The 19,928-nt window shown below is 61.5% G+C and carries 19 protein-coding genes; 14 read left to right on the top strand and 5 right to left on the bottom strand.

Annotated features, from left to right (window positions below):
• Positions 1–16: 16 nt before the first annotated feature.
• Both CPter91_RS12110 and CPter91_RS12105 read right to left on the bottom strand, forming a co-directional pair.
• Positions 17–580: an isochorismatase family protein gene (locus tag CPter91_RS12110; RefSeq protein ID WP_061940518.1), complete on the bottom strand. Its 564-nt coding sequence runs from the start codon at positions 578–580 to the stop codon at positions 17–19.
• 26 nt (positions 581–606) lie between these two features.
• Positions 607–1,056 carry a MarR family winged helix-turn-helix transcriptional regulator gene (locus tag CPter91_RS12105; protein ID WP_061940516.1) on the bottom strand — a complete coding sequence of 150 codons (450 nt, stop codon included), beginning with the start codon at positions 1,054–1,056 and terminating at the stop codon, positions 607–609.
• Between the two features lie 165 nt (positions 1,057–1,221).
• On the opposite strand from CPter91_RS12105, the gene CPter91_RS27165 reads away from it, so the two are divergent.
• The 4 genes from CPter91_RS27165 (at position 1,222) to CPter91_RS12090 (ending at position 4,190) form a co-directional block, all read left to right on the top strand.
• Positions 1,222–1,470: a VOC family protein gene (locus CPter91_RS27165; protein ID WP_205631679.1), complete on the top strand. Its 249-nt coding sequence runs from the start codon at positions 1,222–1,224 to the stop codon at positions 1,468–1,470.
• Entirely contained in the window at positions 1,439–1,996 is a 558-nt protein-coding gene (locus tag CPter91_RS12100; RefSeq protein WP_205631678.1) for a VOC family protein, read from the top strand. The genes CPter91_RS27165 and CPter91_RS12100 overlap by 32 nt, the downstream gene beginning before the upstream one ends.
• Positions 1,997–2,141: 145 nt before the next feature.
• Positions 2,142–3,038 (top strand): TauD/TfdA dioxygenase family protein, encoded by an 897-nt coding sequence (locus CPter91_RS12095; RefSeq protein WP_061940514.1) that lies wholly within the window; start codon positions 2,142–2,144, stop codon positions 3,036–3,038.
• Positions 3,039–3,197: 159 nt separating this feature from the next.
• The gene (locus CPter91_RS12090) at positions 3,198–4,190 is read left to right on the top strand and encodes a terpene synthase family protein (RefSeq protein ID WP_061940513.1); all 993 of its coding nucleotides are present in this window, start codon (positions 3,198–3,200) and stop codon (positions 4,188–4,190) included.
• A gap of 38 nt (positions 4,191–4,228) precedes the next feature.
• Here CPter91_RS12090 and gcvT read toward each other — a convergent pair whose 3' ends face one another.
• The 3 genes from gcvT to gcvH form a co-directional block, all read right to left on the bottom strand.
• A complete protein-coding gene (gcvT, locus tag CPter91_RS12085) occupies positions 4,229–5,359 on the bottom strand; it encodes a glycine cleavage system aminomethyltransferase GcvT (protein WP_061940511.1) in 1,131 nt (376 codons plus the stop codon).
• A 162-nt stretch (positions 5,360–5,521) separates the two neighbouring features.
• The gene (gcvP, locus tag CPter91_RS12080; protein ID WP_061940509.1) at positions 5,522–8,386 is read right to left on the bottom strand and encodes an aminomethyl-transferring glycine dehydrogenase; all 2,865 of its coding nucleotides are present in this window, start codon (positions 8,384–8,386) and stop codon (positions 5,522–5,524) included.
• 49 nt (positions 8,387–8,435) lie between these two features.
• Entirely contained in the window at positions 8,436–8,810 is a 375-nt protein-coding gene (gene gcvH, locus CPter91_RS12075) for a glycine cleavage system protein GcvH (protein ID WP_061940507.1), read from the bottom strand.
• Between the two features lie 499 nt (positions 8,811–9,309).
• Between gcvH and CPter91_RS12070 the strand changes: the two genes are divergently transcribed.
• The 10 genes from CPter91_RS12070 to CPter91_RS12025 all read left to right on the top strand — a co-directional run bounded on the left by CPter91_RS12070 (position 9,310) and on the right by CPter91_RS12025 (position 19,911).
• Complete coding sequence (locus CPter91_RS12070) at positions 9,310–11,094, top strand: AMP-binding protein (protein WP_205631677.1); 1,785 nt, start codon at positions 9,310–9,312, stop codon at positions 11,092–11,094.
• 51 nt (positions 11,095–11,145) lie between these two features.
• The gene (locus CPter91_RS12065; protein WP_150119669.1) at positions 11,146–12,306 is read left to right on the top strand and encodes a hypothetical protein; all 1,161 of its coding nucleotides are present in this window, start codon (positions 11,146–11,148) and stop codon (positions 12,304–12,306) included.
• A gap of 25 nt (positions 12,307–12,331) precedes the next feature.
• A complete protein-coding gene (locus CPter91_RS12060) occupies positions 12,332–12,574 on the top strand; it encodes an acyl carrier protein (RefSeq protein ID WP_061940503.1) in 243 nt (80 codons plus the stop codon).
• A 33-nt stretch (positions 12,575–12,607) separates the two neighbouring features.
• A complete protein-coding gene (locus CPter91_RS27320) occupies positions 12,608–13,495 on the top strand; it encodes a hypothetical protein (protein WP_061940501.1) in 888 nt (295 codons plus the stop codon).
• Positions 13,492–14,022 (top strand): hypothetical protein, encoded by a 531-nt coding sequence (locus tag CPter91_RS12050; protein ID WP_061940499.1) that lies wholly within the window; start codon positions 13,492–13,494, stop codon positions 14,020–14,022. Before CPter91_RS27320 ends, CPter91_RS12050 begins: the two co-directional genes overlap by 4 nt.
• A gap of 63 nt (positions 14,023–14,085) precedes the next feature.
• Positions 14,086–15,075: a ferritin-like domain-containing protein gene (locus CPter91_RS12045; protein WP_061940497.1), complete on the top strand. Its 990-nt coding sequence runs from the start codon at positions 14,086–14,088 to the stop codon at positions 15,073–15,075.
• A gap of 26 nt (positions 15,076–15,101) precedes the next feature.
• On the top strand, positions 15,102–16,106 hold the full coding sequence (locus tag CPter91_RS12040; RefSeq protein WP_061940495.1) for a beta-ketoacyl-[acyl-carrier-protein] synthase family protein: 1,005 nt from the start codon (positions 15,102–15,104) through the stop codon (positions 16,104–16,106).
• Positions 16,093–17,274, top strand: coding sequence for a type III PLP-dependent enzyme domain-containing protein (locus CPter91_RS12035; protein WP_061940493.1), 1,182 nt, complete (start codon positions 16,093–16,095; stop codon positions 17,272–17,274). The genes CPter91_RS12040 and CPter91_RS12035 overlap by 14 nt, the downstream gene beginning before the upstream one ends.
• Before the next feature lie 26 nt (positions 17,275–17,300).
• Positions 17,301–18,875, top strand: a complete 1,575-nt coding sequence (locus CPter91_RS12030; RefSeq protein WP_061940491.1) for an acyl-CoA ligase (AMP-forming), exosortase A system-associated — start codon at positions 17,301–17,303, stop codon at positions 18,873–18,875.
• A gap of 16 nt (positions 18,876–18,891) precedes the next feature.
• The gene (locus CPter91_RS12025) at positions 18,892–19,911 is read left to right on the top strand and encodes a 3-oxoacyl-[acyl-carrier-protein] synthase III C-terminal domain-containing protein (protein WP_061940489.1); all 1,020 of its coding nucleotides are present in this window, start codon (positions 18,892–18,894) and stop codon (positions 19,909–19,911) included.
• Positions 19,912–19,928: the final 17 nt, after the last annotated feature.

Here is a 19,928-nt window from a genome sequence, read left to right as displayed (position 1 = left end):
TGGATGGCTGGCGGCATCATTGGCGACTGCTGTCCAGCAAGGCAATGATCTCCTGGCTGTTGCCGCGCTCGCCCAGGCGCGGGAAGATGCGGGTGACGCTGTTCTCGTGCGCCTCGGCGTTAGTGTCGGTCATGGCATCCAGCGCCAGCGTGACGTTGAAGCCATGCTCGTAGGCCTGGCGCGCGGTCGATTCGACGCCAATGCTGGTGGAGACGCCGCCGATCACCAGCTGCGTGACGCCCAGATTTTTCAGGTAGGCATCGAGCCCGGTGCCGGTGAAGGCGCCCCAGGTGCGCTTGCTCACCAGATGATCTTGCGCCTGCTGCTTCAGCTCCGGCACCAGCTCGGCCCAGTCGGCCGGCAGCGCGTCCAGCTTGCGTGCCTGCTCCGCCCGCCCCGGCGCACCGCCGGTGACATTGACCAGCACCACCGGCAAGCCGTGGCGCCGGAAAGCCTCGGCCAGCGCAGCAGCGTGCTGCACTACCGGGCCGATGGGATGTGCGGTTGGAAAAGTGACGATGCCTTTTTGCAGATCGATGATGAGCAGGGCCGTCTTTGGATCAAGTGTGCTTACTGGCATGGGATTCTTTCTGTTGAGTCAAAGGTTCAGTCGTCGCTCAGCCGTTGCAGCAATTCGATGCTGCTGGCCAGTTGCGCCAGTTCGTGCGGCGCGAATTTCGTCTGGATGGCATGGAACAGCCAGTCTTCTCTTGCTGCCCGGCTGGCCCGGATCATTTCCCGGCAGGCGTCCGTCAGCGACAGGATGGTTTGCCGGCCGTCGGCCGGATCTGCCGCGCCGGCCACCAGGCCGGCAGCCTCCAGCACCGCCACGGTGGCGCCCATCGATTGCGGCCGCACGCCTTCCGCCTTGGCCAGCGTGGTGACGGTAGCTGGACCGTCGCGTTCCAGCCGGAGCAGCACCGACTTTTGCGCACCGGTGAAATCTCCCGCGTGCGACTGTTCGCGCAGGCGCCGGCTGAGGCGGCCAAGCAAGACCCTGAGCTCTACTGCCATGGCCGATGCGCTTGCGTTTTCTGGATCGTGTGCTTGATTCATGCTGTATAGTTTACTACATACGAAGATAAACTACAAAGTTTTCCTTCATATTGTCTTTCAGAGCTTTCGCCGCGCCGCCTGATCGGCTACATTGATTCATGCCGCCGGGATGGTATTCAATCGGCAAGCGCGGCCTCGTCCAACTCACCCAGAAAGGCAGTCAAAATGTCAACCAACCAGGCTAGATTCGTGTGGTACGAGGTCATGACCAGCGACACCAAGGCAGCCGAAGCGTTTTATGCCAGCGTGGTCGGCTGGAAGATGCAGGACGCCGGGATGGGCGGGCCGCCCTACACCATATTGTCAGCCGGCGACATCATGGTTGGCGGCATCATGGAGGTTCCGGAAGAAGCGCGCGCCATGGGGGGCAAAACCTTGCTGGATGGGTTATGTCGCGGTCAGCGACGTCGATGATTATGCGGCGCGGGTGATCGCCGCCGGCGGCGCGATCCGGCGCCCTCCCTGCGACATTCCCGGCGTCGGCCGCTTTGCCGTGGCGGCCGATCCTCATGGCGCCGGTTTCCTCTTATTCAAAGGCAATAGCGAGCCGCAGCCGGAACCGGCTACACCAGGGGCGCCGGGCCACATCGGCTGGCATGAGCTGCATGCCGGCGATCTCGGGAGCGCTTTTGCCTTCTATGCCGGCCTGTTCGGCTGGACCAAGGCGGAAGCCATCGACATGGGGCCGATGGGGGTCTACCAGACCTTCGCCACCGGCGGCGCGCCGATCGGCGGCATGATGACCAAGACCGCTGACATGCCGGTTCCTTGCTGGCTGTACTACATCAATGTCGAGGCCATCGATGCCGCGGTGGAACGAGTTAACGCAGGCGGCGGCAAGATCATCATGGGGCCGCACCAGGTTCCGGGCGGCAGCTGGATCGTGCAAGGCTTCGATCCGCAGGGCGCCGTGTTTTCGCTGGTGGCGGCAAAGCGCTAGCGGCAGGCCGATGCCTGCGCCGCAAAAGACATATGGATATGCAAATCCATTATTTGCTGCAGCCGGGCTTAAGCGGGTGTAATGTTGTTTTTGACAGGCGCCGCCTGCGAAAACCATGCACCCGCTCCGTTATCAAAGTCATCTCATGTCCATCGCCATAGCCCCAGCCGCCTTGCCCGGGATTTCTTCCCAGGCTTTTCAGATCACGCCGCTGAGCGGCCCGCTGGGCGCCGAAATCACCGGCCTCGACCTCAACCTGCCGCTGTCCGGCCTGGATCTGGCGCGCATCCGCATGGCGCTGGTCAAGCATGGCCTGCTGGTGTTTCGCGAACAGCGCATCACGCCGGAGCAGCACATCGCCTTCAGCCGCCGCTTCGGTCCGCTGCAAGTACATGTGCTGAATCGCTTCCATCTGGCCGGCCACCCGGAGATCCTGATCGTTTCCAATGTCATCGAAGAAGGCAAGCCGATCGGCCTGGTGGATGCCGGCGCCGACTGGCATTCCGACCTGTCCTACATGCCCAGGCCCAGCCTGGGCTCGCTGCTGCATGCGCAAGAATTACCGGCGGAACAAGGCGACACCTTGTTCGCCAACATGTTCGACGCCTACGACACGCTGCCGGCCGATGTCAAGCAGCTGCTGGAGGGGCGCCGCGCCGTGCACTCCTACGTCTACCGTTACCGGCGCCTGCAAAAGCTGTCGCCCTGGCGCGCCGACCTGACGCAAAAGCAGATCGACGAAGTGCCGGAAGTCGAGCATCCGGTGATCCGCGTCCACCCCGAAAGCGGCCGCAAGGCCTTGTTCGTCAGCGAAGGATTCACCTCCCGCATCGTCGGCCTGCCGGCAGACGAAAGCGCCGCGCTGCTGCGCTTCCTGCACCAGCACACGATACGCGCCGAGAACATCTACCGCCATCAATGGCGCGCCCATGACATGGTGTTCTGGGACAACCGCAGCACCGTGCACTATGCCGCCATCACGCCGCAGCACCTGCGCCGTACCTTGTACCGGACTACGATTGAGGGCGATGTGCCAGTCTGAGCTCGGACGCAAGACCGCAGCTGCCGTTTGCCTGTCCCTGAGGCTCCAGAGCAGGCAATTTTCTCTTATAATAATTCCACTAAGAAATTAAACGTATGTAATGCACGGATAGTGCGCATCGAGTAGCGCCGATACGAAAATATTTATCAAAGGATAACCATGTTGACCTTTGAACGCCCGGAGTTTGTCCTCCCCTTCCACGCGCACACCAATCCTCATCAGGCAATTGCTGGCGCCAACGCCCGCAGATGGCTACTATCTACCGGGCTGATCGGCGCGGACCAGCTGGCGCAGGCAGGCAATGAGCGCTACGACGAGCTGCTGGCGAAAATGTACCCGCACGCCGGAGTGCTTGAATTGGAAGTGGCGATCTGTTGGCTTACCTGGTATTTCATGCTGGATGATTTTCTGGACAAGCAGGATATCCATTCCGCCCGCGACACTGTCCGCAGCATCACCGGCCAGATACACGGCGATACGCAAGCTCGGATTGAACCAGACGGCATGATGGCGATCTTATGGTCGGCGCTCTGGATACGCATCGCGGCCGCTGCGTCGCCACGATCGCAACAGCGCTTTCTGCTGGCGCAGCGCGATGCCTTGCTCTCCAATCTCCAGGAGATCGAGAATCGCATGGAACGGCGCATTCCGGACTTGTTCAGCTTTGTCGCCTTGCGTAGGCTCTCCGGCGGCATGCGGACGGTTTTCCTGTTCAATGGCTATGCCGATCATATCGAATTGCCGGCAGCTTTTGAACGCCACCCCCTACACATGGCATTGAGCGATGCCGCCAACGACGTCGCCTGCATCACCAATGACATTCTCTCTTTCGATAAAGAAGCGGCAAACGGCGAAACCAACAATTACGTGATTGTGGTGCAGCACCATATGTCCGGCAGCATTCGGCAAGCCGTGGATTTCCTCCATCATTTGCAGGCGGCCCGCATCGAGGCTTATCTTCACGCGAAAAAGCAGCTGCCCCAGGTATTCAGGCAGCTGCATTTGCCGCCCGCCCAACAGGTCCGCGCAATACAATACCTGCGAGGCGTGGAAGACGCGCTATCCGGCTTGCTTGACTGGTCTTTGCAGACGCCGCGCTACGGCGGCACCGCCGTAGCGCATCGGAATCAGGAACAGGCAATCTCAGATTAAACCGAGCCCCCTATTCCTTGTCGGTGTTACCTGAAGGACTAGCCACGGAAATAGCGCGCCGGCGTAAACGGCATGGCGGCCACTTCTACCGGCACCGCCTTACCGCGCACCAGTGCATGCAATTGGGTGCCGACCTTGGCGAATGCCGTCTCGACGTAGCCCATCGCGACCGGCTTGTCCAGCGTCGGCCCGAAGCCGCCGCTGGTGACCTTGCCGATCACCTTGCCGTCGGCATCGACCAGTTCCGCACCCTCACGTACCGGCATGCGCTCCAGCGGCAACAGCCCTACCCGCTTGCGGCTGACGCCTTGCGCCAGGTGCTGCTCCATCTGTGCCGCGCCGGGATAGCCGCCGGCGCGTGCGCCGCCGGCACGCCGCACCTTGGACAAGGCCCAGCTCAGGCTAGCCTCGACTGGCGTGGTGGAGACATCCATGTCGTGCCCGTACAGGCACAGACCGGCTTCCAGACGCAGAGAATCGCGCGCGCCGAGGCCGATGGGCGCCACTTCCTCTTGCGCCAGCAACAGGCGCGCCAGCGCTTCCGCCTGCGCATTCGGCACGGAGATTTCAAAACCGTCTTCGCCGGTATAGCCGGAACGGCTGATGAAACATTCAGCGCCCGCCAGCGTGACTTTGCCGGTTTGCATGAAGACCATTTGCGCGGTTTCCGGCGCCAGGCGCGCCATCACCGCAGCGGCCGCCGGTCCTTGCAAAGCCAGCAGGGAACGATCGCCCAACTCCTCGATCTGGCAACGGCCGGCCAGGTGCTGGCGCAGATGCGCGGTATCTTGCTGCTTGCAGGCAGCGTTCACCACCAGGAACAGATGGTCGCCGCCATTGCTGACCATCAGGTCGTCCAGGATGCCGCCTTGCGGATTGGTGAACACGGCGTAGCGCTGGCGGTTGGCAGGCAGGTCGATGATGTCGACCGGCACCAGCGATTCCAGCGCAGCTGCCGCGTCCGGGCCGCTCAGGCGCAGCTGGCCCATGTGCGAGACGTCGAACAGGCCGGCTTGCGCGCGGGCGTGCTTGTGTTCCTTGAGAATGCCGCTCGGGTACTGCAGCGGCATGTCGTAGCCGGCGAAAGGCACCATCTTGGCGCCGAGTTCGATATGCAGATCGTAAAGTGCGGTGCGCGCCGAAGCTGTAGCGCTGCTGGTATCAGACATGGAAATCTGTCCCTTTCATTTATACATGCGCATGGTGCGCAAAAAAATAGCGGCAGCTGTAGGGTGAGCACCCGTGCCCACGCGTGACCCCAACCTCATCGTCACAGTTGCTCAGGCGACGCGTGGGCAAAAAACTAGCCCACCCTACCGGTACATCCGCTCTTATTCGTAGTCCGACATCGGCGGGCAGGAACAGACCAGGTTGCGGTCGCCGTAGACATTATCGATACGCCCGACCGGCGGCCAGTACTTGTCCTTGCGCAGCGACTTCAGCGGATACACCGCCTGCTCGCGCGAATAGACGCGCGACCATTCGTCGGTCAGGTCCTGCGCGGTATGCGGCGCATGGCGCAGAGCCGTCTGCTCGGCCTGGATGTCGCCATTCTCCACCGCCCGGATTTCTTCCCGGATGGCGATCATGGCGTCGCAGAAGCGGTCCAGCTCTTCCTTGGATTCGCTTTCGGTCGGCTCGATCATCAGGGTGCCGGCCACCGGGAACGACATGGTCGGGGCATGGAAACCGTAATCGATCAGGCGCTTGGCAACATCTTCCACCGTGATGCCGGTCTTGTCCTTCAGCGGCCGCAGGTCGATGATGCCTTCATGCGCCACCAGGCCGTTGCTGCCGGTGTACAGGATCGGATAATGCGGCGCCAGCCGGTGCACGATGTAGTTGGCGTTAAGGATGGCGATCTCGCTGGCCTGCTGCAAGCCCTTGGCGCCCATCAATGTGATGTAGGCCCAGGTGATCGGCAGGATGCTGGCGCTGCCCCAAGGTGCGGCGGATACCGGCGCGATGCCGTTTTCCAGCATGCGATGGCCTGGCAGGAAAGGCGCCAGGTGGCTCTTGACGCCGATCGGGCCGACGCCCGGACCGCCGCCGCCATGCGGGATGCAGAAGGTCTTGTGCAAGTTCAGGTGCGAAACGTCGCCGCCGAACTTGCCCGGTGCGCACAAGCCCACCATGGCGTTCATGTTGGCGCCGTCGATATACACCTGGCCGCCGTGGGCATGGACGATTTCGCAGATCTCGCCGATGGCTTCCTCGAACACGCCATGGGTCGACGGATAGGTGATCATCAGCGCCGCCAGGTCGCCGGCGTGCTGGTCAGCCTTGGCGCGCAGGTCGCCGACGTTGACGTTGCCTTGTTCATCGCATTGCACTACCACTACCTGCATGCCGGCCATGTGGGCGGTGGCAGGATTGGTGCCGTGGGCCGAACTCGGGATCAGGCAGATGTTGCGCTGGCCTTCGCCGCGGCTCTGATGATAGGCGCGGATCGCCAGCAGGCCGGCGTACTCGCCTTGCGAACCGGCATTCGGCTGCAGCGATACCGCATCGTAGCCGGTGCAGACGCACAGCATCTGTTCCAGGTCGGTCACCAGCTGCTGGTAGCCCTGCGCCTGGTTGAGCGGTGCAAATGGATGCAGCGAACCGAACTCAGGCCAGGTCACCGGAATCATTTCGGTGGTGGCGTTGAGCTTCATGGTGCAGGAACCGAGCGGTATCATGCTGCGGTCCAGCGCCAGGTCCTTGTCCGCCAGTGCGCGCAGATAGCGCAGCATCTGGGTTTCCGAGTGATGGCTATTGAATACCGGATGCGTCAGATAGGCGCTGCTGCGCGCCAGCGCGGCCGGGATGCGTTCCGCCGCTTCAGCTTCCAGCGTATCGAACGCCGGCAGCGCTTTGCCGACGGCAAAGATGCTCCACAGCGCTTCGACATCGGCGCGCGTGCTGGTTTCATCCAGCGCGATGCCGATGCTGCCGTCGTCGATAGGACGCAGGTTGATCATCTGGCTGCGCGCCGCCGCGTGGATATCCTGGGTGTGGCCGCCGGTATGCACGGTGACGGTATCGAAGAAGCTGGCGGTCGGCACGGCATGGTGCAGCTGGCGCAGGCCTTCCGCCAGGATCGCGGTCAGCCGGTGCACGCGCTGGGCGATCGTCTTCAGTCCCTGCGGGCCGTGGTATACCGCATACATGCTGGCGATATTCGCCAGCAGCACTTGCGCGGTGCAGACATTGCTGGTGGCTTTTTCACGGCGGATATGCTGCTCGCGGGTCTGCATCGCCAGGCGGTAAGCCGGTTCGCCGCGGCTGTCGATGGAAACGCCGACCAGCCGTCCAGGCATGACCCGCTTGTGCGCATCGAGGGTAGCGAAATACGCTGCGTGCGGACCGCCGTAGCCAAGCGGTACGCCGAAACGCTGGGCGCTGCCGATGACGACGTCGGCGCCGAATTCTCCCGGCGGCGTCAACAAAGTCAATGCCAGCAGGTCGGCCGCGACCACCACCAGCGCTTGCTTGCCATGCGCCACGCGCGCGGTCTCGGCATAGTCGTGGATCTCGCCGCTCAGAGTCGGGTATTGCAGCAGCACGCCGAAGCAGTCCAGCCGCTCCAGGTCTTTATTGTGATCGCCGACCACCACCTCGACGCCGATCGGCGCGGCGCGGGTGCGCAGCACGTCGATGGTTTGCGGATAGCAGTCTTGCGACACGAAGAAAACGTTGCTCTTGCTTTTGGACAGGCGCTGGCAGAAAGTCATGGCCTCCGCCGCCGCGGTCGCCTCGTCCAGCAGGGACGCATTGGCGATTTCCATGTCGGTCAGGTCGGTAATCATGGTCTGGAAATTCAGCAGCGCTTCCAGCCGGCCCTGCGATATCTCAGGCTGGTAAGGCGTATATGCTGTATACCACGCCGGATTTTCCAGCAGGTTGCGCAGGATGACGGTCGGCGTATGGCAGTTGTAGTAGCCCATGCCGATGTGCGACTTGAACAGCTGGTTCTTGCTTGCGATCTGGCGCAATGCCGCCAGCGTTTCGGCTTCGCTACGCGGTTCGCCGAGATTGAGCGCTTGTTTTTCCAGGATAGAGCCGGGTACTACCTTATGTATCAGTGCTTCGATAGAATCGAAACCGAGTGCAGTCAGCATGGCCTTTTGCTGGGTGTGATCCGGACCGATGTGACGTTCAATGAAATCGGCGTGTTGCGCCAGATCTTCAAGAGCAGGCCGTGATTGTGTCATGGATGCTTTTCCTTCGTGTGTGAACAGTAAAATTGCGCGGTGCTTAAGCCTAGCCCTTGATCATGGCAGCATAAGCCGCTTCATCCATCAGACTGTTCAATTCAGCCGCATCGTCCACTTTCATCTTGAAGAACCAGCCGGCGTTCATTGGATCTTCATTGATCGTTTCCGGCGCATCGGCCAGCGCCTCGTTGATCTCGGTGACTGTACCGGCGACCGGCATCATGATTTCACTGGCAGCCTTGACCGATTCAATCACCGCGGCTTCGTCGCCCTTGGCGAGTTTGGCGCCGACTTCGGGTAATTGCACGAACACCAGGTCGCCCAGATGACCTTGCGCGAAGTCGGTGATGCCGACCGTTACCACGCCATCGGCTTCAACGCGCAGCCACTCATGCTCAACCGTATATTTCACCTGACTCATGCTATCTCCTGTCTAATCGCTAAAAATTATTAAAATCTACACAAACCGGCAGCCATGCGACTCCGGAAAATTCGGGTAGAAACCGTCTCTACAGCCCGCTATTCGACCATAAGTTGGGCCGCCGCAACAGCGTATTTTCCCACGCCTCCGGCTGCTTTCTGCAAGCTTATGATTTTAATCAGGATTTTAGCATTCCGGCGGTCTGGCCACAGCGCCTAATAGGTCGACCTCGGCAAGAAAACAGCAGCTATCCGATTTTTTTCATATCGAAATTCAATCTTTGACGCGCACTGTACTTTCATTCTGGGCGCGCACTTTTTTGAAACTACGTTACAAAAAACTCCGCTAATTCTGTTTACATACAGAAATAACTGCCATATGATCTTTTCAAATTGAGTATACAGACCTGTCTGTTTATAACTGTATATTCAATTTTTTTGCGTTCTGGCGGCAGCAATTCGCTTGCGAAATTCACTGACTTGCAGGAGATCGGAAATTGATGAAACTGGAATCAATGGTCGACGCCATTCTGTCTGCTGTAGAGCATCCACAGCAAGGCGCAGAGCGGCAGATCACCGTCATCGAAGAGAGCGGCGAAGAGAAAAGCATTTCCTATGCAACGCTGGCGCAACAAGCGCTGGCGACCTCTTCCGCGCTGGTCGGGCTTGGCGTGCGCAGCAACGACCTGGTGATTCTCGCCCTGCCGGCATCGATTGACCACCTGTTACTTCTGACAGCTTGCGTGCTGGCCGGTGCCCTGCCATGCACGGTGCCGCTGCCCGGCCGTCTGATGGCGGACTCGCCGCGCAACCAGATCTACATCGCTTGCCAGCTGTTTTCGCCGCGCTTGCTGATTGCCGCCGACAGCAACGCCGCGTCATTGCAGAACCTGCTCGCCGCCACCGGCACCCGCGTGGCTTCCATCGCCGACCTGAATGCCGCTGCAACTGCCGGCTATCCGCTGCGGGTGGAACGCCGTGGCGCCGACGGCGGCCACCATGTGCAACTGACTTCCGGCTCCACCGGCCGGCCAAAAGCCGTGATCCTGAGCCATCGCAACGTGATCGACAATGTGCTCGGCATCGGCGGCTCGGTCGGTTACGACGCCGAGCGTGGCGATGCTTCCGCTTCCTGGCTGCCGCTCTATCACGACATGGGGCTGGTGACGCTGCTGTCGAATCTGTATTACCAGTCGCCGCTGTTGCTGATGCAGCCCAGCAGCTTCATCCGCAATCCGCTCGGCTGGCTCAAGCGCATGTCGCAGTTCGGCACTACCACTACCGCGGCGCCGACCTTCGGCCTGCAGTACTGCATCCGCCGCTACCGCGAAGCATCGATGAAAGATGTCGATCTCAGCAAGCTGCGCAATATCTTCATCGGCGCCGAACGGGTGGATGAGACATGCCTGCGCGACTTTGCGCAGAAGTTTGCGCCGCATGGCCTGTCCCGTTCGGCGCTGCAGCCATGCTATGGCATGGCCGAGTCGACGCTGGCGGTCACCATGCATGACGCCACCGCAGCTTACGACGCCGCTGCGCTGACCTACGTAATGCCTGACCGCATCGACTCCGGCGCGCTGATCGAACATTCGCTGGCGCGTCCGGTTGACGGCGCCACGCGCCTGGCGGAAACCGTGCTGTCCATGGGCAAGCCGATTCCCGGCATGCAGGTCGCCATCCGCAGCGGCCCCGACAGCAACGCCCGGAAACGCGAAGTCGGCGAAATCTATATCCGCGGCTCTTCCATCATGTCCGGCTACCTGCCGAGCGAGGGCCAGGTCGAGCATTATCAAAGCGGCGACTGGTTCGCCACCGGCGATCTCGGCTACACGGTGGATGAACACCTGTATGTGCTGGGCCGCAAGAAGGAAATCATCATCATCCGCGGCAGCAATTATTTTCCGCACGAAGTCGAGGACGTGATCGCCGCCCATCCGCTACTGGAGAACGGCGGCAACGCCATCGCCGCCATCGGCGTCTACGATGAAACCCAGGGCACCGAAAACCTGGTGGTGATGATCGAACATGAAAAGACGGAAGCGCAAGCCGCGCTGCGCGCAGAGCTGCAAGCCTCCCTGCGCGACAAGTTCGGCTTCGGCGCCCACGCCATCGAATTCGTCGCCTCCGGCAGCCTGCCGCGCACCACCAGCGGTAAGCTGCAGCGCCTGAAATGCCGCGACATCTATATAAAAAAAACTCTGCAGGACGATAGCAAAGACGGCGGTCAAGACACAGACGATGCCGGCGCCGATAGCGAGGCCAAACCGACAACAGTGGCAATCTGAGCCCCCGCATCTTCCCTGCATTTTATTAACCTGGAATTGGATCATCGCGACATGCAAACCTTGGCTCAGGAAGTTGAAGTTAGTGCGACACCTAATCACCTAAATTCACCAGCAAATCCACCAACACATTCGTTTTCACTGAATTCCCTGCTGTTAGTCACCGCGCAACCGGTCCTGCATCGCTTATCCGCCTACGGCGAGTTGCCGCGGCAGCTGATCCAGATCATTTCGCGCGCTTCGGTGCGGCTACTGGATTCCGACATGCTGATTTCGCAGACGCCGCACAACTACGAGCGCAGCGAAGAAATCGGCCGCCCTTCGGTAGCGCTGGCGCATCAGGAACACGCCATGAGCGAAAGCATCCTGGAGATGATTCACCAGGAGGGCCTGGCGCCGCACTACAAGCCCTTCATGCGGACCTTTGCGCGCATCCTGTTTTCACTGTTCCTTACGCCCGACCAGTACGACCGCGCCTGCGCCTGCATCGACAGCGGCAACAACCTGCGCTTCCTGATGAGCGACGGCGGCGGCCCGACATTAGGCAGCTGGCGCACCGTGGCGCAGCCGGAAGGCGACGGCTTCAAGCTGCATATCGACAAGGTCTGGGGCATGTACGCCAACCTGGATGGCATGGCGATCGTGGCGGCCCGTACGCCTGGCGCCTTCTTTCCATCCGCCTACCTGGTCTGGCCCGAGCAATATGAAACCCTCAAACGCACGGCCTGCGGCGATTCCTTCCTCGACGGCGTGGTCCAGCTAGGCAATGTCAAGGGCACCGTCCAGGTGGCCCAAGGCGACCGCCTGAAAGTCGGCGGCCCGGCGGTGCTCAACAAATACCTGACCACGGTGCGGCCATTCCTGGTGCGCGCGCTGATGGCGCACGTCGAATGGCTGGCAGCGCAAGGGCGGGTCGAACTGACCGCGGAAGAACACGCGGCGCGCGACTTCATTGCCGCTGCCGCCCGCGCCAAGACCCAGTCCGGCCGCTACGACAGCGAAGACGTGCAGCGCGTGCTGGCGCTGAAATTCGCCTCCAACGAGTTGCTGCTGCATCTGGTCAGCCGCGGCGCCGTCAAGCATTTTTCCGATCAGCGCGATCTTTTGGCATTCACGAAAATGGAGGGAAGCTCATACCGTTGTTACCACGAATTGCGCGCAAGCATGCGCGTCAGCAAGGCAGTAGCCGCACCAATCACTCATCCAACAGCCTGACATCCCCATCCCTAGGAGAAATACAATGACAACAGCCATCAACACCCTGGAACTGCTGCGCAAAGAAGCTGCCAAGATCCTCAATATCGAAGCCGTCGAGAGCAATGTCGGACTGGGCGAACTCGGCATCGATTCGCTCAACGTGGTGGAACTGATCGTGTTTTGCGAACAGCTGTACGGCTCGATCGATCCAGAGCAGTTGAACATCACGCAATACACCACGCTGGAACAACTGGATGCGCAGCTGCACGAACAGCAAACGGCCTGATCGATCACCTTTTCGCAGACACCAGGACACCGCATGTTCACCCCGCACGCCATTGAGGCCTACGAATTGCGCCCGCAAGCCGCCGTCGCGCCCTCTTTCCGGGCGCATACGGTGGCTTACCGGCACACTGAAACGCCGTTCGTGGCCGCCGATGTGTCCCTGGCGGACGCAAGCGCCGCGCTGGCGCAGCGGGTCGGCGAGGAAGCTCGTCTGTATGCGACCAACAGCGGCCCGGTCGACGACTATGTCGTGACTTCCACCGTCTTGTCGCAATTCCTGGCCGACAACTCACCGCATGCCGAGCAATTCCGCGCCGGGATAGGCGCCACTTACGGCCGGATTCCCGACTGGATCACCAACGCCTACGAATGCACCGGCTGGGGCTTCATCCTGCGTTATGTGATGCAAAAGGCGCGCCTGACCGGGCCGCGCCGCCTGTTGCTGCAGATTGTCGATACCGACATCCATAATTTCGGCTATTGGATAGGCACCAGCCGCTGGGGCAAGTCCGGCTTCGGCATCTGCACGCTGCTGATCGAGGTGACGCCTGGCGCAGACGACATGCTGACCCTGGGCAGCGCCAGCCAGGCGCATGCGCTGGTGCAGATGGGGCGCGGCCTGCGCAGCTTCAGCGAAAGCCGGCCCGGCGTCAGCATCGCCTTGCCGTTCTTCCCTGAAATGTCGCGCCGCGCCCTGTTCAAGTGTTTCGATACGTCGCTTGCCCATGGCGATCACTATCAGCGCTTTGGCCATTCCTTCGGCAGCGACCCCTGGCTTTCCGTGCTGACCGAGCTGGACAGCGGCGCGCTGAAACCGGGCCAGGATTGCATCGTCTCGTCGCTGGCGTTGAACGGCTATTTTTCGATAGCGCAGGTAGCGTTGGCGCCGCAGTTGCGCCATGCGCTCGAAGGCAAGTCATGAAAACCGCGCAAACCTGCTCCCTGCTCCTGCTCAGCAATCCCGACAAAAGCCGGGCGATACCCTGCGAGGTCTGCAATCTGCCCCTGCTGGAACCGCAAGATTATGTGCGCAGGGCCGTTTATGAACATGCCAACACGACGCCGGTGCTGGTCAACAACCAGCAGTACTACGCCTTGCTGGCTGCGCTGGCGCAGCAGTTGTGGCAGGACAGCGGCGCGCAGACCAGATTGTTCATTCAAGTGCGCATGCCATCCATCGACCTGGCGCTGCCCGCCAGCCTGCTGGATACACGCGTCACCATGGGCACGCATTTATGGAATGAAGCCTTGTTCTGGGCCGGCCAGGTGCAGACTCCAGTGCTCTGGATCAGCGCCGACCGCATCCGGCGCGACCTCTGGGATGACGGCGACAACGTGATCTCCCTCGCCTGCTGGAACACAGGATCTATTCCCGCCATCGCCGAAAGGGTATTGCCGGCGCTGACCCGTTTCACGCCGCGGATCGTGGCCAGCGAGCTAGCTCCCTAGAGGCCGGCACGCAAGAAAATCCATACGCAACCATTCGAAAATCAACGGAATACAGGGATAACCATGCAAGCAGCGCTCGAACAGATACTGGATGACAGCCAACCGATAAAATGGAATTTCTCGGTCGACGCTTACATGGCGGAGACCTACGATTTCAGCGACCACGACCTCAACGCCCTGTACCAGAAAACCAAAGCCAACCAGTGGGATGTGAATACCGACATCGACTGGAGCTATGAACTGAACGCCGACAATCCGCTCGGCATGCCGGACGGCACCCTGCTGATCTACGGCAGCGACATCTGGAACAAGCTGGACGACAAGGGCCGCGCCGAGATCCGCCACCACTCGCAAGGCTGGACCTTGTCGCAGGTCTTGCACGGCGAGCAGGCAGCGATGATCTGCGCCGCCAAGCTGGCGACGGCGGAAGAAAGCCTGTCGGCGCGCCTGTGCGCGGCCGGCCAGATGATCGACGAAGCACGCCATATCGAAGCCTTCGGCCGCCTGGTCAACGACAAGCTGCCGATCAGCTATCCGATGAGCAAGGCGCTCAAGGGCCTGCTGGAAGACACCATCACCAGCAGCAAGCTCGACATGACTAACCTCGGCATGCAGGTGCTGGTCGAAGGCATTGCGCTGTCGCTGTTCCAGAGCATCGTCGCCTATTCCAAGGATCCTTTCATCAAGGATCTGGTCAGCCGTATCCAGCGCGATGAAGCACGTCATTTCGCCATGGGCCGCATCACCTTGTGCCGGGTGTACAAGGAAATGAGCGGCACCGAACGCAAGGAACGCGAGGAATTCGTCGCCGAAGGCGCTTACACCTTGTACGAACATCTGTGCGCCGACGATATCTGGGAACCGATGGGCTTGTCCAAGAAGGAGTGCAGCCACCTGGTGCGCAACTCGGAAGTCGCCAACTCCATGCGCCGTTCAATTTTCCGGCGGCTGGTGCCGACCATCCGCGAAATGGGCCTGTTGAGTCCGCGCGTGCGCGACACCTTCGAGAAACTGGGCGTGCTCGATTACGCTGCCATGCCGATGCCGGCTTAACCGACTGATTGAATCGACGCAGAATCATGACCACCACCATTGCCGACGCCAGCGTGCGTCCATCCCGTCCTGTTCCGTTCTGGCTGGGCATCGAAGCGGCCGCCTATGAATTTCCCGGCGAGCGCCAGGATATCGTCGACTGGGGTCCGCAGCACACTTTGCCGACGAAGCGCATAGAAGCTATCTGCAAGTCCGGCTGTCGCTACTTCCATGCCGCACACGAGATCGATGAAGTCGAACTGGCCAAGCGCGCCGTCGCCCGCCTGCAAGCCGAAACAGGATTCAAGGCGGCCGATATCGGTGCCCTGTTCCATGTCCATACCCAGCAATTCAGCACGCCGGCGGCGCCGCGCAGCCTGCCGCTGGAAGTCGCCAGCGCCTTCGGCATCAAGCCGTTCTGGGTCGGCTCCCTGGCCCAGCTGAACTGTTCCTCCATCGGCGGCGCGATCCGCATGGCGGAAGCCTTGATGAACGTGCATGCCGAAATGCAGTCGGTGCTGATCGTTTCCTCCGACCGCGTCTATGGCGAACGCTTCCGCCTGCGCCAGTTGTCGGGCATCCAGAGCGATGGCGCGGCTTGCCTGCTGGTCACCCGCAACACGCGCCGCAACCGCATCGGCGCCCTGATCCTGCGCAACTATGGCCGCTGGTACCTGGGTTCCGACACCAATTCCGCGGTGGAACGCGAGATGATCAATCTCGAATGGCACTACACCCGCAAGGTGATGCAGGAAGCGGTGGCCGGCTGCGGCATCGCGCTCAGCGATTTCTCCTGCATCCTGCCGCACAATTCAGACCACAAGGGCTGGAACTCGATCTGCAACGCCATGGCGATCCCGCATGCCTCGCTGTATCCAGACAATATCCTGCAGAAGGGCCATGCCTGCTGCTCCGACCTGGCGGTCAACCTGGTCGATATCGGGCTGGACAAAGTCGACGCCGGCGGCCATCTGATGAGCATCACCCAATCCAACAGCGGCGCGTTCTCGGCGCTGACCCTACACCCCGCGGACGAACATGCTACCAACTGAAGCTTCTCTCCTGGCCAACACTGACGCTCAGTCAAGCGATCAGTGGTTGCTTGATCTGAAAACACCCTGCTACGTATTCGATCCGAGCGCCGTGCTGGCGCGCCATGAGGATTTACGCCAGCGGCTGGGCACGCCCCTGATCGTCTCGCTCAAGGCCAATCCCAACCTGGATCTGCTGATCCGTTGCGGCCATGCCTTCGTCGACGGCGTCGAACTGGCCAGCCAGGGCGAGCTGGACCTGGCGGTGGGCCGGATCACCGCGCCCAAATATGTCAACAATCCTTCGATGGATGAAAATTTCATGCGCGCCGCCCTCGCCTCGCGTTGCATTTTCATCATCGACAGCCTTGAGCAGGCGCAGCGACTGGTCCGTGTGATCGGCAAACAGGCCGCGCCGCAAGCCGTGCTACGCCTGAATGCTGGTGAACTCGCCGCTGGCCGCAAGGACCTGGCCGACCATTTCGGCATGAGCCGGCAGGATGCCCTGCAAAGCGCAACCGAGCTGACGCGCGCCGATGTCCAGATCATCGGCCTACATACTTTCGCCGGCTCCTACAATTTCCGCATCGACGGCAGCGGCGCAGACTCCGCCGACCTGGCTTTCGCGCTGGCGGCGTTTGCGCCGGAAGTAGCGCGCGTGACCGGCACGCCGGTGAGTTTCCTCAACTTTGGCGGCGGCTTCGCGGAAAATTTCGACAAACAGGCAGCGACCTTTGACGCCTATCGCCAGCGCATCGCGCCGCTGCACGAAAAATTCAAGATTGTTCACGAATCCGGCCGCGGCATCTTCGCCGGTGCCGGCAGCTTCGTCACCCGGGTGCGTTCGGTGAAAACCCTGGGCGAACGCTGTATCGCCGTGTGCGACGGCGGCCTCAGCCACAATTTCCTGCTGGCGAAGACCGAATCCGTCCTGAAAAAATATGCGGAGCCGCGCCTGCTCAGGCGTCAGCCTGAAGCCGCTGCCGTTGCTGCTGGCAGCTTGCCGATCCAATACGTCGGCAGCACCTGCAGCCGGGCCGATGTCATCGGCTGGCACCAGGCGCCCACGGCGCCGCCCGCCGCCGGCGACCTGGTGATTTTCGAGAACTGCGGCGCCTATAACCAGACCTATAGCGTCAGCGGCTTCCTCTCGCAGCAGGCGGCGCGCTCCTATATCCGTCAATCCTGAGTCCATCCTAATCCAGCAAAGCCGCCATGACCGCACACATCAGCCTGTACGACCTGCTGCAAGACAGCGCCAGCCTGCACGGCGAACGCCGTGCCTATGTCCAGGGCAGCTGGAGCGCAAGCTATACGGAGTTGCTGCAAGATGTCAAACTGACGGCCGCCAAACTGGCGGAATCCGGCATCCAGGCGGGCGACCGCGTCGCCGTCTACGCCGGCAAGCAGTACGAAACCGTGGTGCTGCTGCTGGCCATCAACGCGCGCGGCGCAATCCTGGTGCCGATCAATCCGCAGCTCAAGGAACAGCAGGTACGCCATATCCTGCAAGACAGCGGCAGCAAGCTGTTTGCCAGCACCGCTTCCCGCTTCAAGCGCATCGCCGCTGCCTTCGACGACCTGGAACTCGACATCTGGCCGCTGGACAAGCTGCTGGCTGACGTCATGACGTTGTCTGCCGGTCCTTCTCTGGGGCAGGTCTTCAGCGCCGTGATCGACAGCGACCCGGCCGCCATCCTGTACACCTCCGGCTCGACCGGTCGCCCCAAGGGCGTGGTGCTATCGCAGCGCAACCTGGTGTCAGGCGCCTACAGCATTGCCGACTATCTGCAGCTGCAGGCCGACGACGTCATCCTTGGCGTCCTGCCGCTCAGCTTCGACGCCGGCCTCAGCCAGCTGACCACAGCGCTGGCCAGCGGCGCCTGCTATGCACCGCTGGATTTTCTGCAGCCAGCCGAAGTCCCGGCCTTCTGCGAAACGCACGGCGTCACCACCATTACCGGCGTGCCGCCGCTCTGGATGCAGCTGGTCTCCGCCAATTGGCCAGCCGCCACCGGCGCCCGCATCCGCCGCTTCGCCAATACCGGCGGCCATATGCCGACGCCCTTGCTGGAAAAAATCAAGGCTGTCTTTCCCAATGCCCTGCCTTACCTGATGTACGGCCTGACCGAGGCCTTCCGTTCCACCTATCTGTCGCCGCAGGACGCCGCCAGCCGCCCCAATTCCATCGGCAAGGCCGTTCCCAACGCCGATATTAGGGTGATGCGCAAGGATGGCGCCGAATGCGCTGCCGGCGAAGCGGGCGAACTGGTGCACCGCGGCGCCTTCGTCACGCTCGGCTACTGGAACGATCCGGAACTGACGGCGCAACGCTTCCGCCCCTGGCCGCGCCCGCACAGCCAAATCCCGCGCGAGGATGTCGCGGTCTGGTCGGGCGACATCGTGTATCGCGATGAAGAAAACTTCCTGTATTTCGTCGCCCGCGGCGACGACATGATCAAGACTTCCGGCTATCGGGTCAGCCCCACCGAAGTGGAGGAAATCCTGTTCGCTTCGGCCGACATCAGCGAAGTAGCCGCCTTCGGCGTCCCCCATCCGCAGCAGGGCGAGGCGGTGATGATCAGCGTCTTTTCCCACACGCAGGCGAGTTCGAGCGCAGAAGCGCTGATCAAGCTGTGCCGGGAAAAACTGCCGACCTATATGGTGCCGCTGCACGTATCTTTCCATGAGACGCCACTGCCGCGCAATCCCAACGGCAAGATCGACCGCAAGCAGCTCAAGCAGCAGTTTTCCGATTTCTTTTCCACCCCCCTTACCGTGTCTGAATAAGGCTATGAATAACGCTATGCTGCGAATCCGCGCTATCGCCTCCTACGTACCCGACACCACCGAGTTCCATGCCGTCCAGGCGCAGGAACGTAATATCGGCTACGGCCATCTGCTTTACAAGGCGGCCGCCTTCGCACTGCCGCGCGGCAAAGGCAAGATCGACGAGGAAGAAGAACAGCGTCTGCTGCCGCCCGCGGCAATCTCCCTGCCGGTGGCGCCGCCGCTACAAAGCCATGCCGACCTGGCGCTGGAAGCGGTGGCTGTGTTGCGTCAGCAACTCACGCCGCAAACGCTGGCAGAGATCACCCACATCGTGGTCACCAATGCCGCGCTCAACCAGCGCATCAACGAATCGGTGGCCGGTCGCATTCAGCATGCGCTTGGCCTGCCGGACGCTTTGCCGTTCGCCATCGGACAGTCCGGTAGCGCCGGCGTTTTCAACGCTCTGAGCATCATCGAAGCCCTGGTCAGCACTGGCGCCAAAGTATTGCTGGTGGCCTCCGACAAATGGCTGTATCCGTTTTTCCGCTCGTGGGGCGAACTGGTGGTATACGGCGACGGCGCGGCGGCGATACTGCTGGACGCAGCGCCGGAACAGCTGGATCAGCCCACCAGCGGTAACGACCAAGACTGGGGCAGCATCCGCGCCTCTGCCATGCACTACGGCGAGGCCATCGACAACCCCTGGGGCCTGGCCCCCTTGGCGCTGGCCGAAATGCTGCATCCGCTGGCAGTGAGCGCGGCGCAAAGCGCGCTGGAGCGTTCCGGCCTGGGCGCCGCCGACATCGACTGGGTGCTGCCAGCCGGTTTCAACGACAACTTCACGCTGGGCGTCAGCAAGGCGTTGAGGATTCCACCCGAACGCCATTTCGAACGCGGCGCCCATGGCCATCAGTCGAGTGCCGATCCACTGCTCTCCCTGCTGCGCCTGCGCGCCGCGCTGCCACCAGGAAAAAAGGCCACCGCCCTGCTGTGGGACGCCGCCTTGTGCGGCATGGCTGGCGCCATGGTGGTCGAGATCACGGCGGCGCAGTAAGCCAGGCCAGCCACTCA

This window comes from Collimonas pratensis, assembly GCF_001584185.1.
Lineage (GTDB): Bacteria > Pseudomonadota > Gammaproteobacteria > Burkholderiales > Burkholderiaceae_D > Collimonas > Collimonas pratensis.
This window is presented reverse-complemented; position numbering and strand designations above follow the sequence as displayed.